Annotated in this window: 15 protein-coding genes, 2 pseudogenes, 1 riboswitch and 1 other annotated feature; of the genes and pseudogenes, 4 read left to right on the top strand and 13 right to left on the bottom strand. The window is 46.1% G+C overall.

The window, feature by feature from the left end; translation table 11 throughout:
* Positions 1 to 46: 46 nt before the first annotated feature.
* Positions 47 to 457 (bottom strand): organic hydroperoxide resistance protein OhrB, encoded by a 411-nt coding sequence (gene ohrB / locus G4P54_RS06940; protein ID WP_166853464.1) that lies wholly within the window; start codon positions 455 to 457, stop codon positions 47 to 49.
* Positions 458 to 523: 66 nt separating this feature from the next.
* Between ohrB and ohrR the strand changes: the two genes are divergently transcribed.
* Positions 524 to 946: an organic hydroperoxide resistance transcriptional regulator OhrR gene (gene ohrR, locus G4P54_RS06935; RefSeq protein WP_167872197.1), complete on the top strand. Its 423-nt coding sequence runs from the start codon at positions 524 to 526 to the stop codon at positions 944 to 946.
* 29 nt (positions 947 to 975) lie between these two features.
* On the opposite strand, the pseudogene G4P54_RS06930 reads toward ohrR, so the two are convergent.
* The 9 genes and pseudogenes from G4P54_RS06930 to G4P54_RS06890 form a co-directional block, all read right to left on the bottom strand.
* Positions 976 to 1,401: pseudogene (locus tag G4P54_RS06930) on the bottom strand (organic hydroperoxide resistance protein).
* Positions 1,402 to 1,495: 94 nt separating this feature from the next.
* A complete protein-coding gene (gene proA, locus G4P54_RS06925; RefSeq protein ID WP_167872196.1) occupies positions 1,496 to 2,743 on the bottom strand; it encodes a glutamate-5-semialdehyde dehydrogenase in 1,248 nt (415 codons plus the stop codon).
* Between the two features lie 11 nt (positions 2,744 to 2,754).
* Positions 2,755 to 3,852 (bottom strand): glutamate 5-kinase, encoded by a 1,098-nt coding sequence (gene proB, locus G4P54_RS06920; RefSeq protein ID WP_167872195.1) that lies wholly within the window; start codon positions 3,850 to 3,852, stop codon positions 2,755 to 2,757.
* Between the two features lie 52 nt (positions 3,853 to 3,904).
* Positions 3,905 to 4,114 (bottom strand) — a binding site (T-box leader).
* Positions 4,115 to 4,201: 87 nt separating this feature from the next.
* Positions 4,202 to 5,104, bottom strand: a complete 903-nt coding sequence (purU, locus tag G4P54_RS06915) for a formyltetrahydrofolate deformylase (protein ID WP_024716341.1) — start codon at positions 5,102 to 5,104, stop codon at positions 4,202 to 4,204.
* A 70-nt stretch (positions 5,105 to 5,174) separates the two neighbouring features.
* Positions 5,175 to 5,492, bottom strand: a complete 318-nt coding sequence (gene ykkD / locus G4P54_RS06910; protein ID WP_167872194.1) for a multidrug efflux SMR transporter subunit YkkD — start codon at positions 5,490 to 5,492, stop codon at positions 5,175 to 5,177.
* The gene (ykkC, locus tag G4P54_RS06905) at positions 5,492 to 5,830 is read right to left on the bottom strand and encodes a multidrug efflux SMR transporter subunit YkkC (protein WP_167872193.1); all 339 of its coding nucleotides are present in this window, start codon (positions 5,828 to 5,830) and stop codon (positions 5,492 to 5,494) included. The genes ykkD and ykkC overlap by 1 nt, the downstream gene beginning before the upstream one ends.
* Positions 5,831 to 5,907: 77 nt before the next feature.
* Positions 5,908 to 6,019, bottom strand: a riboswitch (guanidine-I (ykkC/yxkD leader).
* Positions 6,020 to 6,052: 33 nt separating this feature from the next.
* Positions 6,053 to 6,568: a GNAT family N-acetyltransferase gene (locus tag G4P54_RS06900; RefSeq protein WP_167872192.1), complete on the bottom strand. Its 516-nt coding sequence runs from the start codon at positions 6,566 to 6,568 to the stop codon at positions 6,053 to 6,055.
* Complete coding sequence (locus G4P54_RS06895; RefSeq protein WP_167872191.1) at positions 6,558 to 7,085, bottom strand: DinB family protein; 528 nt, start codon at positions 7,083 to 7,085, stop codon at positions 6,558 to 6,560. Before G4P54_RS06895 ends, G4P54_RS06900 begins: the two co-directional genes overlap by 11 nt.
* Before the next feature lie 90 nt (positions 7,086 to 7,175).
* Positions 7,176 to 7,907 (bottom strand): DUF421 domain-containing protein, encoded by a 732-nt coding sequence (locus G4P54_RS06890; RefSeq protein WP_167872190.1) that lies wholly within the window; start codon positions 7,905 to 7,907, stop codon positions 7,176 to 7,178.
* Positions 7,908 to 8,060: 153 nt separating this feature from the next.
* On the opposite strand from G4P54_RS06890, the pseudogene G4P54_RS06885 reads away from it, so the two are divergent.
* Positions 8,061 to 8,286, top strand: a pseudogene (locus G4P54_RS06885) (hypothetical protein).
* A 77-nt stretch (positions 8,287 to 8,363) separates the two neighbouring features.
* Here the strand turns inward: G4P54_RS06885 and hmpA are convergent.
* A complete protein-coding gene (gene hmpA / locus G4P54_RS06880) occupies positions 8,364 to 9,563 on the bottom strand; it encodes an NO-inducible flavohemoprotein (RefSeq protein WP_167872189.1) in 1,200 nt (399 codons plus the stop codon).
* Between the two features lie 247 nt (positions 9,564 to 9,810).
* Positions 9,811 to 10,329, bottom strand: a complete 519-nt coding sequence (locus G4P54_RS06875; protein WP_024716348.1) for an acyl-CoA thioesterase — start codon at positions 10,327 to 10,329, stop codon at positions 9,811 to 9,813.
* Positions 10,330 to 10,516: 187 nt separating this feature from the next.
* Here G4P54_RS06875 and G4P54_RS06870 point away from each other — a divergent pair, with 187 nt between their 5' ends.
* Entirely contained in the window at positions 10,517 to 11,377 is an 861-nt protein-coding gene (locus tag G4P54_RS06870) for a dimethylarginine dimethylaminohydrolase family protein (RefSeq protein WP_167872188.1), read from the top strand.
* Positions 11,378 to 11,465: 88 nt separating this feature from the next.
* On the top strand, positions 11,466 to 12,515 hold the full coding sequence (gene pgl, locus G4P54_RS06865) for a 6-phosphogluconolactonase (protein WP_167872187.1): 1,050 nt from the start codon (positions 11,466 to 11,468) through the stop codon (positions 12,513 to 12,515).
* 35 nt (positions 12,516 to 12,550) lie between these two features.
* On the opposite strand, the gene G4P54_RS06860 is transcribed toward pgl, so the two are convergent.
* Positions 12,551 to 13,540, bottom strand: coding sequence for an ABC transporter ATP-binding protein (locus tag G4P54_RS06860; protein WP_167872186.1), 990 nt, complete (start codon positions 13,538 to 13,540; stop codon positions 12,551 to 12,553).
* Positions 13,541 to 13,542 lie beyond the last annotated feature (2 nt).

Raw genomic sequence — 13,542 nt, 5'->3', positions numbered from 1 at the left:
CTTCCGACACAAAAAAACATCCTGAGAACCCTCAGGATGCCGGTCATTATTTTAATTCTAATTTTACATCAATATTTCCTCTGGTTGCCTTTGAATAAGGGCAGAATTCATGAGCAGCATTGACAAGCTCTTGCGCCTTGTCCCGATCCAGATCTTTCGTATTCACAACAAGTGTGACACCGATTTTAAATCCGCCGTCGCTCTCATCTTTCATGAGGCTGACCTGCCCTTCAATCTCCGAATCAATTTCAATATTCTGCTCTTTGGCCACGTGTTCAAGCGCGCCGCCGAAGCACGCAGCGTATCCAGCCGCAAAGAGCTGTTCCGGGTTGGTGCCGGTTTGCCCTTCTTTTTTTGCATTTGGCATCACAATATCAAAGTCAAGAACGCCGTCATCTGATGTAATATGTCCTGCACGTCCGCCGCGCGCGGTTACTTTCGCTGTAAATAATGCCATTTGTTTTCAGCCTCCTTATTTATATCTAGTTGTTATATTTCCCTTTTTGATCTTTTTAAACATGCTATGTTTGCCGAGAATCAGCTATGTTTTTTGCTTTATGCGAGTTTGCGGGAAATGACAAAGCAATACAAGCCGCTGCTTGAAAAGCTGAATGTGACATACCCTCAATACTTGGTTTTGCTTTTGTTATGGGAACACGAAACGCTTACGGTCAAAAAAATGGGCGAGCTGCTGTACTTAGATTCGGGCACGCTCACTCCGATGCTAAAGCGAATGGAGCAGCAGGGTTTGATCACGAGAAAAAGATCTGAAGAAGATGAGCGATCCGTCTTGATCAGCCTGACAGAGGACGGGACGTTATTAAAAGAAAAAGCGGCTGACATGCCGCGGACGATTCTGGGACTCTTAAACCAGTCCGGAGAGGATCTGAAGCAGTTAAAATCTGCTCTATATACATTGCTGGAAACACTTCATCAAAAAAATTGAGGATGCCTTTGCGAGGCATCCTCTTTTTCTTATTCAGCTACTTCAAGTGTAACATCGATATTTCCGGAGGTTGCTTTTGAATACGGGCAGACACCGTGCGCTTTTTGCACGAGTGCCTGTAATTCTGATGCACTGGCTCCTTTTCCTTTCACTTGCAGCGTCACACCAAGTTTGTAGCCTTGATCTGCTTCATCTTTTAACAGGCTGACATGCGCTGTAACCTCAGTCTCTACCTTCACCCGTTCTGTTCTTGCGACAAGCTGCAATGCGCTGTCGAAGCAGGCTGCGTAACCCGCCGCAAACAGCTGCTCCGGATTTGTCGCTTTTTCTCATTTCTTTGCTCTCGGTGTTCCCGGCATTGCGACATCGAATTCGAGAACGCGGTCTGATGAGACCACCTTTCCTTCTCTTCCTCCTACCGCTGATACGGATGCTGTAAATAATGGCTGACTCATGTTTTATTCCCCCTATTCATATTTCGAACAATTAAGCCGTATAAAAAAGCTTATCCCGTTACGGAGATAAGCTTTTTCATTGAACATTGCCGCGCTATTCGCGGATTTGCCCGGTTCCTTTAATGATGTATTTCGTCGAAGTTAATGCAGGAAGTCCCATCGGCCCTCTCGCATGAAGCTTTTGCGTGCTGATGCCGATTTCGGCTCCGTAGCCAAATTCAAAACCGTCGGTAAAACGGGTTGACGCGTTATGATAAACAGCGGCAGCATCGACAGCGGTCTGAAAATAAGCCGCGTGCTTGTCATCTTCAGTTAAAATCGCTTCAGAATGATTGGTGCCGTATTGCTGGATATGCTTCACAGCTTCTTGGACATTCTCAACCGTTTTTACGCTGATGACAGGCGCTAAAAATTCAGTTTCCCAATCTTCTTCTGTCGCTTGTTTACTTGAAGGATGAAGTTCACATACAAATTGATCACCGCGAATTTCAACTCCCGCGTTTTCCAGCTGAGTCAGCAAGTCTTTCCCGTGCTGCTGTGCCCACGCCTTGTGGATCAGCAATGATTCAATCGCGTTGCATACGGACGGGCGCTGCGTTTTCGCATTTACGACAACCTTTCCTGCCATTTGCGGTTTGGCCGTTTCGTCAATGAAAATGTGGCAGTTTCCGGCTCCGGTTTCTAATACAGGGACCGTTGATTCTTTTACAACGAGATCAATCAGTTTCTTGCCTCCGCGCGGAATCAATACGTCTAAGCCATCATTTAGCGTAAAGAGCTCTTTTGCCGTTTCTCTGCTCGTATCTTCAATCAGCTGCACAGCGTTAATCGGAAGCACTGATTGCTCAAGTGCCCTGTGAATGACACTGACGAGCGCTTTGTTGCTGTGAATGGCTGAGGAGCTCCCCCGCAGCACAACCGCGTTTCCTGTCTTTAGGCAAAGGGTAGCCGCATCAACAGTGACGTTTGGCCTCGCCTCATAAATCATTCCAACGACACCGAGCGGCACACGGATTTTTTCTATAAAAAGGCCGTTTTCCTTTTCAATTGTTTCAAGAGATTCGCCGATCGGGTCCGCCAAGCCGATTAACAGCTCGACCGCGTCCGCGATGTCACGAATGCGTTTCTCATCCAGTGTGAGACGGTCAATGACATCCGCTGATAAACCATGTTCTTTTCCGTTTTCAATGTCTTTTGCATTCTCCGACAAAAGAAAATCCAGTTCGCTGCGGAGTCCGTTTGCAATGTGGCTGAGCGCCTCATCTTTCTCGGCCGTTGTTTTCATGATCATTTCGGCTGCCGCTTCTTTCGCCAGCTTCGCTTTTATAGAAACTTCACTCATTTTTCCGCCTCCTAATCTTTTAAATTGACCCAGTCATCCCTATGAATAACCTCAAACGTTTTCTCAAAACCAAGTTCATCACTTCGCTTGCCTCTGGCCTCCATAATCTCCTCGGAGGAGTAATGCGTTTGGCCTTTGCCGATCACGCCGCCCGGTCCTCTGACTTCCACGACCGCTCCTTTCGGAAAGCTTCCGTTCACGCCTACAACGCCAGCCGGCAGCAGGCTGCTTCCATTATGGATCATCGCCTCCTCGGCACCTGCATCAATGAGGATCTCTCCTGCTATCGGCGAGTGAAACTGAATCCATTGTCTCGTGTTGTTAACCGAGGATAGTTCTTTGTCTCCGATATACGTGCCATCTCCCCTGCCGGCCAAAATGTCCGCAAGCTTTTGCTCTCCGCTGCCAGTTCCGATAAACACTTTCACTCCAAGAGACAGCGCGGTTTGTGCGGCTAACAGCTTTGATTTCATTCCGCCGGTGCCGACCTTTGATCCGGCTGAACCCGCATATCCCAGCAACTTAGGCGTAATCTCCGGCAAATAATCAAATCGTTTCGCCTCTGGATTTTCATTCGGATTGGCATCATACAGCCCGTTGATATCAGTGAGGATCATGAGCTGGTCCGCATGAATCAATCCGCTGACTAACGCAGAAAGCATGTCATTATCCCCAAATGTCAATTCTTCAACAGATGTAGAATCGTTTTCATTGATAATCGGAATGACGCCGCGCTCCAGTAATTCCATCATTGTTGCATACGCGTTTCGATACCGCTCTCTTTTCGAAAAATCATTTCTCGTTAACAGGATTTGTCCCGGAGTCAGTGCGTATTGTTTGAATTGATTCATATATTGCTGCATTAACAGTGTTTGTCCGACCGCGGCCGCCGCCTGTTTTCCTTTAATAGTAACGGGGCGGGACGGATAACCGAGGCTGGAAAATCCCGCCGCTACGGCACCCGAGGTAATCAGAATCATTTCATGCCCCGCTTTTTTCAACACTGAAATCGCTTGAACATGCTCGCTGATTTTTGCCTCATCAATGCTTCCGTTGCTGTTCGTGAGCGAACTGCTTCCTATTTTCACTACTATTCTTTGTTTTTTCATTTATTCTCCTCCGCGGCTCTTCTCCAATAAAAAAACCCATTTCGTCCTGATTCATAAGGACGAAATGGGTTTCCGTGGTACCACCTTGATTGAACGCGCTTTGCGCGCTCCGCTTTCCTGTAACGCCAGGTTACGCGCCTAGGTTTTCCCCCTAAGACTCCAAGGCAGGTTCGGCAGGTTTCATGCGGCAAAATGTTTCAGCAATTCATTTTGCTCTCTGTCACAGAAAGGTCTGCTTACTAATCCTCTTCAACGCTCAATGATTTTTTTATATTATGCAAAGAAAAAAGAGTCTTGTCAAGGTTTTTTGTCACCAAAAAGGGCCCGCATGACGCGGGCCTCCTGCCGTCTAGTTAAAGACGATTGTTTTGTTTTCATGGACGATGACGCGGTCTTCCAAATGCCATTTTACAGCACGGGCAAGCACGCTTCGTTCAATGGTTCTGCCGATGTTTTTCAGCGCTTCCGTATTGTCGCGGTGGTCTACACGCTCAATATCCTGTTCAATAATCGGACCTTCATCAAGATCGTTTGTGACATAATGAGAGGTCGCTCCGATCAGCTTCACACCGCGCTCGTAAGCCCGTTTGTACGGATTCGCACCGATAAAAGCAGGCAGGAATGAATGGTGGATATTGATGATCCGATTCGGATGAGCCGAAACAAAGTCAGGAGTTAGAATTTGCATATAGCGTGCGAGAACAATCACGTCAATCTTGTATTGCTCAAGCAGTTCAAGCTGGTTCTTTTCAACTTCCGCTCTGATGTCTTTGTTCGCTTTCATATAATGGAATGGAATGTTCAGCCTTTCAACCAGCTCTCTCGCTTCCTCGTGGTTGCTGATGACAACAGCGATTTCCGCCATAAGGTTGCCGGTTTGCCATTCCCAAATCAGCTCATGCAGGCAGTGAAGCTCCTTTGAGACAAATATGGCGACACGCTTCAGCTCGCTCGCCAAGGTTAAGCTCCATGTCATGTTGAATGTTTCCGCAACAGACGCAAACGCCTGCTGAAGTGTTTCTTTTTTCTCACGAATGTCCGCACAGTCGAATTCGATTCTCAGGAAGAACCGGCCGCCTTCAGGGTCTGTCGTGTATTGATTGGATTCTATAATATTGGCGCCGTGTTCAAATAAAAACGCGGAAACCGCCGAAACGATCCCCGGCTGATCGGGACAGCTGACCAAAAGGCGCCCTTTATCCTCGTTTCCGTCACGGTATTCGTTTAACCGCTGAGTCATATATGATTTCATGAATAATCCCTCTTATCTTTGTAAGTCTAAACTATTTATCCATTATACTGAAGATTTGATAAAAATCAATTTATGACAGAATTTTTAGACCGACCGCTGAGCATAAAATCAAAGCGATAAAGAAGATCCGTTTGGCGTCTTTCGGCTCCTTGTAAAAGAGGATGCCGACAAGCGCTCCGCCGGCGGTGCCAATGCCAGTCCAGACAGCGTAAGCGGTACCCATAGGAATCGTTTCCATGGCATACGACAGCAAGGAAAAGGAAGCGGCAAAACCAACAACGATCAGCAGCACCCATTTCACGCTTTTTTCTTTCGCATATTGATTCATAAGGGCCACGCCGGCCATCTCCAAACAGCCCGCGCACAATAAACTGATCCAGTGCAGCATTATGCCTCGCCTCCTTCTTCATCTGTCTCATCCTGTGTCACAAGCTTCAATCCGATTACACCGATTAAGAGCACGCCGATTAACAAAAGCTTCGGCCATCCAACCGGCTCATGAAACAGAACGATTTCACTCAGCACCGTTCCTGCCGTGCCAAGTCCGGTAAAGACGGCGTACACGGTTCCGACAGGCAGACTGTTTGTCGCCTTCATTAAAAGGTAAAAGCTGACTATGATGCCGACAGCAGTGAAGCTCCATGTTAAAGCTGAGTCAGCGTGCTTTAAGCCTACCACCCAAACAACCTCGAAAACGGCGGCAAGCACGACTAATCCCCATTTCATTGCAAGCCATTCCTTTCTATCTATTAAGATTCTGCGAAAACAAAAAAACCCCGGACAGTCGTCTCACATGAGATTGACTCTCCCGGGCTTTTTTCCCTCCGTGTGCATACACGCCTCTATTTACGCGTATGTGTTTTCTCTCGGACCAGTCCATGCCCAGTGACATGCGGAACCCTAGAAAACTTTAACTTACATCATGATACTATAACGTGGCTCTTTCTTTCAATTGTAAGATTTTCTTTCATATACCGCGATTCGTTTATTCCACTTTATGATCGTTCTATCGTAAAGCATGCCGATTTTCTCGGCTACCCGTATGGACGCTTTGTTATCAGGGTCAATCAAAGCCGTCATTTTGCCGAACAGCCGCTCGTTGAAGCCGTAGTCAAGGCATGCCCGAGCAGCTTCGTGCGCATAGCCGTTTCCCCAGTGGCGGCGGGCAAACATATAGCCGATTTCCATTACTGTTTGATTTTCAACCTGCTGGGGAACGATGCCGCATTGCCCCAAAAAGTCCCCTGTCCGCTTATCTTCAGCGATCCATAGACTGACGCCGTAGCCTTTCTCATTCCTTTTGTTCCAATTGATCCACTCGCGGGTTTGCCTCTTATTTTTTAATCCGGAGTAATATTTCATGACGTCAGGATCGTTAAAAAGCTCAAATAACGAGGCTTGATCCCGATCTTCCATACAGCGCAAACGAATGCGATTCGTGACAAGCTTCGTATTAGCACTCATATTTCGCCCCATCGTGCTTCCATTCTTTTTTGAGGACTTCAATATGGGCTTGATGATAGCGGTTATGATCCGCCATATGCCAAATGCCCCACCGGACAGTCGCGGTGTCACCATCGTAAGAAAGCGGCTGATGCAAATCATGCTCAGTTAAGGTGTAACAAACCGATTTTAGCTCATTTACCACATGCTGATGTCTTTTCAGGAGTTCATCTAAGCCGGGCTGATTCTCCGGTTCTGGCAGCCGTCCGCTTTCATCTGACATCGGGCCGTATACCTGTTCAATATGATCCGGTATTCGGTTTTCCTTGATACGCCAGACCCACCTGATATCAACGTTTGTGATATGGTGCAAAAGCTGGGCTGTGCTGTTTTTTGTTTGACAGCGCCCCTTATAATAAAGTTCACTATGCGTCATGTGACTTACGATAGAAGCCAGACGGAGACTGTTTTCTTCCACTGCGGAATACAGAAGACTGACTGTCGGCGCCATGTCGTTTCTAATAAATAAGTCCTTCATGTTCATTTCCCCCCTAACTAGGTACATTTGACGCCAAACTAAAATTCCCTTTAAAAAAGAAAAAGCTCTCTTTGAAAATAGAGAGCCATCTTAATTGTTATTACCCGGTTTATATAAATAGGGATCATGCTGCGGTTCATTTGAGGTATTCAAATCAAGCGATATATCACCGCGGGCATTCATCGTGCCAAGCGTGACCGAGGACAGCAGTTTGGGGCTGCACCCTTTTTCCTCGAGCTTCTCAAACAGCCATGATCGGTTTTTTTGGAGGTATTTCAAATTATGATCAAGGATTTCACCATCCAGTATAAGCGGAATCGGGATAAAATTCCGTTCAGCTTCCATATTCAAATCCCGCACCTGCACCGCTCTCGCCTCCTCTTTTGGGATGACGCTTACTTCTCCCGTTTCTTCAATGATGGCAAGATCAATGTCAGCCGGATCGGCATAGCCCTTTTCCCTCAGCTTTCCGAGCAGTTCATTAACCGTCAGCCTTTCTTTTCGCAAACCGTGTTCGTCAATGTCTCCGTTTCGGATTAAAACAGTTGGGCTTACGACCAGCAGCCATCGCCATTTATTAGAAAGAGAGAGCTTGCTCATCAGTAGATAAAGCACCAAAAAAGCGCCGGCATAATAAATCGACATCGGCAGCTTGGATGTAAGAATCGGCTCACTGATAATGGTTCCAATCGCGAAGGTCAAAAGCAGATCAAAATTGTTCATTTGTGACACGGCTTTTTTACCGGCAAGCCGAAACAGAATATACGCAATTGAAAATACGATAACTGGCTTCAGTAAAAATGCCCATATCATCCATAACACTGATCTTTACCTCCATCCGCTAGTCATATTGAGCCTATTGTGCCCCGAGGCAGCGCCTCTATGCATCATACCCTTTATCGATATTGAAATCGGCGAACGTGCACACGGCAGACACATACCATAATAGAAAGTAACATCAATTGGAGGCGCAATATGAAACATCAGCAAACGAATACCCATTGGCCCTATGATCTGTCATCCGCTCCTCATCCCGCCGGCTACAAGGAACTGCAGACGTTCGACAGGCTGGCTGGTTTAGAGCTGAAAATGGAGCAATTAATCAGAGCGATTGAGGTAAACAATGAATTGCTGAGAACCTTGCAAGAACAGCAAAGTCGCGTTTGCGCAAACGGCGGCGTCAGTGATTGTCCGGATGTAGAAGCAGGCGCTTGTCCGCATGCTTCTATCACATTAAAAAAACTCTTCTCTGAAAGGAGAAGAGTGATATGCATGTGGTTACACGGACTGTGCCATGCTTAATTGCGGGCCGAACAGTTCGTAATGAATAGACTCCGGCGCTGATCCGAGTTCTGATACAAGTTTATGCATTGCCGTAATAAATGAAGATGAACCGCAAATATAATAATCCGCATCTGTATTGGCAATCAGTTTTTTAAGGAACTGCTGGTCAATCTGCCCTTCATGAAATTGAAGATCACCTGCACGGTCTTCCTCTGTCGGCTCGCGATACACAAATGCGGTTTTGACAGAAGAATGGTCTGCCGCTTCTTCTACTTCATGACGCAATGCATGATATTCACTGTTTTTCGCGGCATGAATAAACAGAATCTGCCGTTCAGGCTGCTTAGAAACAGACGTTTTCAGCATGCTGATCATTGGTGTAATACCGACCCCGGCACTGATCAGGACAAGATCTTTTTGTGATGAAGAATCTAACACAAAGTCCCCTGCCGGTGCGCTGATTTCGATTGAATCACCCTCACGCACTCCATCGTGTAAATAGGAAGACACGACACCGTCTTTTTTCACTGAAATTCGATAATAGTCTTTACCCGGCATATCTGACAGGCTGTATTGACGGATATGGGTATATTCAGAATCAGGAATCCGCACTTTGATGCTGATATACTGCCCTGCTTGAAATTCAGGTAACGGCTTGCCGTCTTCCGGTTTCAGATAGAAGGATGTGATTTCTTTGCTTTCCTGCTCTTTTTTCGCAACGACGAATGACTTATATTCCTTCCAGCCGCCGGCTTGATGCTCCGCCTGCTCATACATTTCTTTTTCGATTCCGATGAATGCGTCAGCGATTACTCCGTATGCTTTCTCCCATGCCTGCATAATGTCAGGTGTCGCAGCGTCTCCCAGAACATCTTTAATCGCAATCAGCAAATATTTGCCGACAATCGGATAATGTTCAGCCTTAATTCCGATACTGCGGTGCTTGTGTCCGATTTGTTTGACGACCGGAATGATGTTGCCGAGCTGGTCAATATTTGCCGCCGCTGCGATAACGGCATTTGCAAGTGCAGCGCGCTGTGTTTTCTTCTTTTGATTTGTTTGATTAAAAATGTTTAGAAGCTCTGGATGGTCTCGGAACATCAAATCGTAAAAACGGCCAGTGATCGTTTCTCCATGTTGTTGTAATACGGGTACTGTGCTTTTAATAATTTCGATTGTTTTGTTATCTAACATTGTATAAACAATCCTTTCGAAAAGATGTATTTAAAATATATCTTTAAAATACATGATCTCACGAATAAAAGATATATCTAAAATGAATCTTTAATAAAGTTGTCACAAAATTATCAATTTAATATGACAATAGTTGCTTTTTTATATAATACCCTAGCAAAAATGGACTAATCGTTGTAATTATCACCATCAGAAAGATGAAAAACACAAAAAAAACCCAAAACAACATGTGTTTTGGGTTTCGCGTTTACCAAGGCTTATCCGTTCCGAGCGCATTGGCAAGCGCCTGGCTGTGTTTTTTGCGGTTCTTTCGTTCATTCGCGCGCTGAACCGCTGTATTATGCAGCATGATTTCTTCTTCTGTTTCCGGCACGACTTTCGGTACAGACACCGGCTTGCCGTTTGAATCTAATGCGACAAATGTCAAAAAGGATGTTGCCGCAAGCTCTCTTTCGCCAGTCATCAGGTGCTCCTTGATGACTTTCACGAACACCTCCATGGAGGAGGTGCCGACCCAGGTCACATAAGATTCCAAACAGACTGACTCTCTTTGCCCGATCGGCTTTAGAAAATCTACTGAATCCATTGAAGCGGTTACTGTGTCCCGTCTGCAATGGCGCGCCGCGGAAATAGAGGCGATATCATCAATGTAGCTCATTAATTTTCCGCCAAACAGTGTATTATGGTTGTTTGTATCAAGCGGGAACACCCTGCTGGTTTTGACAACCTTTGACTCTTTACAAAATTTTGTATCCGGTGTTTCCATACCTTTCTCCCCTTTGATGTCTGATCGTTTAGCTAAATGCACTCATATTCTCCTATTAAACAATATTCTCAGCCATTTGTCTAAAATTTAAAATGATTTGTCGGTCGGTTTTCTTTCTAATACGTTTAATGATTTTCATGATAAGGGAATAATACATGTATTCTTCATACGATCAGGAGGAGAAACAATGGACGTATCCATACCGAAACATCAGCACAAAACAGTATGCCGAACGGAATACGACACCCTGCAAAAAGTGATTTTATGCAAACCCGAGCATATGGCCATAAAAGATGTGATAAACGAAACCCAAAAACATTTTGAAGATGACAATATTCATGTGAAAACAGCCTCAGATCAGCATAGCCGCTTAGTTGAAACACTCAGTTTACACAACATCGAAGTCATTCTATTGCCCGTACGCGACGGACTCCCCGAACAGGTCTTCACCCGCGACATAGGGTTTGTCATTGGAGAAAAAGCCTTCCTCTCAAGCATGACTGAGCCAATTCGCCAAGGGGAAGAAGCCGTTATAACAGAATTTTTTCACAACCAAGGCATTACTTACACCCGCATGCTTAATACAAGCATTGAAGGCGGTGACGTTATCATTGATGGTGATACCGTCTACGTCGGAATCAGCCAGCGCACCGACATATCAGCCATCGGCCAGCTGGAAGATGCGCTTCCTGAATATACAATCGTTCCAGTGCAGCTGCATGAAAAATTTTTGCATTTGGACTGCGTATTTAACATCATATCTGAAAGCGAAGCGTTAATTTTTCCTAAAGCCCTTGAGCCGGAGGCAGCTGATATGCTGGCAAACCGTTACGATCTCATCGAGGTGCCTGAAGACGAACAATTTACGCTTGGCACCAACGTCCTTTCAATCGGAAGAAAAACAATCATCAGCCTCCCTTGCAACCGCCATGTCAATCAACAGTTATCGAAAAGAGGCTATCACATTATCGAAATCGACCTGTCAGAAATAATTAAATCAGGCGGCTCCTTCAGGTGCTGTACGATGCCGCTGATTCGCGGCGAGTGAAGAATATTCCCCTTTTTCATGTTTTGAACAGATTATTTTATCAAGATACGTTAATATAGAGGTGACATCATTTTAAGGGGGTAATAGCATGACAAAGTACATAGGATATGTCGGAACATATACAAAAGGCGGAAGCGAAGGAATTTATTCATTCGAGCTTGATACCGAGAAAAAAACACTCAGCGAGCCAAAGCTTGCCGCTAAGCTCGGCAACCCGACTTATGTGACGCCAAATCAAGACAACACCATTCTTTATTCCATTGAAAAAGCAGATGGCCAAGGCGGAGTGGCTGCCTATCAAATCGATAACACCAGCGGCGAATTAACATTTCTGAATCATCAGTTAATTGATGGCCCTTCCCCATGCCATGTAAGCGTTGATGATCAAAACCAATTCGTATTGACTGCCAATTATCACAGCGGGAAGGTACATGCTTTTCCGGTTCAGAAAGACGGAAGCTTGCGAGAACCTGCTTCTGAAGCGGCTCATACAGGAAAAGGGCCGCACGAAAGACAGGAAAAACCGCATACACACTACGCAGGGTTCACACCTGAACACAATTACGTTGTAGCGGTTGACTTAGGAACCGATAAACTGTACACCTATAAAATGAAAGACGGCGTGTTGACTGAATCTGGAAGCCATTCCTTCGCTCCCGGCTCAGGCCCTCGCCATATCGCTTTTCATCCAAAAGAAAAATACGCTTACGTGATGACAGAATTAAGCAATGAAGTGATTGCGCTTGAATACAATCCGACAGCCGGCGAGTTTAGAGAAATTCAGGTTGTCTCTGCCATCCCTGATGATTTTACGGATAACAGCAATGGAAGCGCAATTCATATCACACAGGACGGCCGTTTTGTTTACGTCGCAAACCGCGGCCATGACAGTATCGCTGTATTTGAAGTCAATCAATATTCAGGCGAGCTGGCTTTCGTGGAAAGAGTTTCGACTGAAGGAAATTGGCCTCGTGATTTTGTATTTGATCCAACGGAAGCATTCCTTGTCGCTTCAAATGAAGAAACAGGCAACCTTGTACTGTTTGAAAGAGACAAAGAAACCGGCCGATTGACAGTGCTCCCCTCAACTGTTTCTGTCCCTTTCCCGGTTTGTGTGAAATTTTTACATCAAGCATAAACACAAAGACTGGCTCCGAAGCCAGTCTTTGTTGTCTATCTCACCTTTTCTTTCGTCTCGGCAGTCCGATATAAATGGCAAGCGACAAATCGGCCCGCTTCGATTTCCTGAAGCTGAGGACGGGATTCCCCGCATTCAGGCATGGCCTCAGGACATCGGGTCCGAAACACACAGCCGCTCGGCGGATTGACCGGGCTCGGCAGCTCCCCTTTTAAGAGAATGCGCTCACGCTTGTCCTCCAATTCAGGGTCTGGGATCGGAATCGAGGATAATAGCGCCTTTGTATAGGGGTGCAGCGGTTCACGATACAGAGTGCCGCTCTCTGTAATTTCCATCATATGCCCTAAGTACATGACACCGATCCTGTCACTGATATGCTTCACCATCGAAAGATCATGGGCAATAAATAAAAATGTAAGCCCCTTTTCTTTTTGAAGCCGCTTCAGCAGATTGACCACCTGCGCTTGAACCGAGACATCAAGAGCAGAAATCGGTTCGTCTGCCACGATACATTCAGGATTCAGCGACAGGGCTCTCGCAATCCCGATTCTCTGTCTTTGCCCGCCGCTGAATTCATGGGGATAACGGCTGCCAAAATCGGGGTGAAGCCCCACTGCCTCAAGAAGCTCGTCCACGACGAGAAGCCGCGCTTTCTGAGTATTGTAGAGATTGTGAATCTCCATCGGCTCCAAAATAATTTCTCGAACGGTCATGCGCGGATTCAGTGAAGCGTAAGGGTCTTGAAAAATCATCTGCAGCTTGCGGTTGAAGGCAAACTGCTCTTTCTCAGTCAGTGCGTGAAGGTTTGCGCCGCGGTATTTCACACTTCCTTCTGTCGGCTGGTACAGGCGCATCAGCACTCTCCCCAAGGTTGATTTCCCGCACCCTGATTCTCCGACAAGCCCGAACGTTTCTCCTTCATGAATCTGAAAGGTGACCCCGTCGACGGCTTTGACTGTCCGCTTTTTTCCTGCGTCAAAATGCATTTTCAGCTGGCTGACCTCTAACAAAGGCAGTGGCGTCATTT

Source organism: Bacillus tequilensis, assembly GCF_012225885.1.
GTDB lineage: Bacteria > Bacillota > Bacilli > Bacillales > Bacillaceae > Bacillus > Bacillus tequilensis.
Note: the sequence above shows the minus strand (reverse complement) of the source record. Positions and strands in the feature narration are given on the sequence as shown.

Coding starts and splice junctions, on each gene's coding strand:
- ohrB (WP_166853464.1), bottom strand. CDS start 457: ATGGCATTATTTACAGCGAAAGTAACCGCGCGCGGCGGACGTGCAGGA.
- ohrR (WP_167872197.1), top strand. CDS start 524: ATGTTTGCCGAGAATCAGCTATGTTTTTTGCTTTATGCGAGTTTGCGG.
- proA (WP_167872196.1), bottom strand. CDS start 2,743: ATGAGTGAAGTTTCTATAAAAGCGAAGCTGGCGAAAGAAGCGGCAGCC.
- proB (WP_167872195.1), bottom strand. CDS start 3,852: ATGAAAAAACAAAGAATAGTAGTGAAAATAGGAAGCAGTTCGCTCACG.
- purU (WP_024716341.1), bottom strand. CDS start 5,104: ATGAAATCATATATGACTCAGCGGTTAAACGAATACCGTGACGGAAAC.
- ykkD (WP_167872194.1), bottom strand. CDS start 5,492: ATGCTGCACTGGATCAGTTTATTGTGCGCGGGCTGTTTGGAGATGGCC.
- ykkC (WP_167872193.1), bottom strand. CDS start 5,830: ATGAAATGGGGATTAGTCGTGCTTGCCGCCGTTTTCGAGGTTGTTTGG.
- G4P54_RS06900 (WP_167872192.1), bottom strand. CDS start 6,568: ATGAGTGCTAATACGAAGCTTGTCACGAATCGCATTCGTTTGCGCTGT.
- G4P54_RS06895 (WP_167872191.1), bottom strand. CDS start 7,085: ATGAAGGACTTATTTATTAGAAACGACATGGCGCCGACAGTCAGTCTT.
- hmpA (WP_167872189.1), bottom strand. CDS start 9,563: ATGTTAGATAACAAAACAATCGAAATTATTAAAAGCACAGTACCCGTA.
- G4P54_RS06875 (WP_024716348.1), bottom strand. CDS start 10,329: ATGGAAACACCGGATACAAAATTTTGTAAAGAGTCAAAGGTTGTCAAA.
- G4P54_RS06870 (WP_167872188.1), top strand. CDS start 10,517: ATGGACGTATCCATACCGAAACATCAGCACAAAACAGTATGCCGAACG.
- pgl (WP_167872187.1), top strand. CDS start 11,466: ATGACAAAGTACATAGGATATGTCGGAACATATACAAAAGGCGGAAGC.
- G4P54_RS06860 (WP_167872186.1), bottom strand. CDS start 13,540: ATGACGCCACTGCCTTTGTTAGAGGTCAGCCAGCTGAAAATGCATTTT.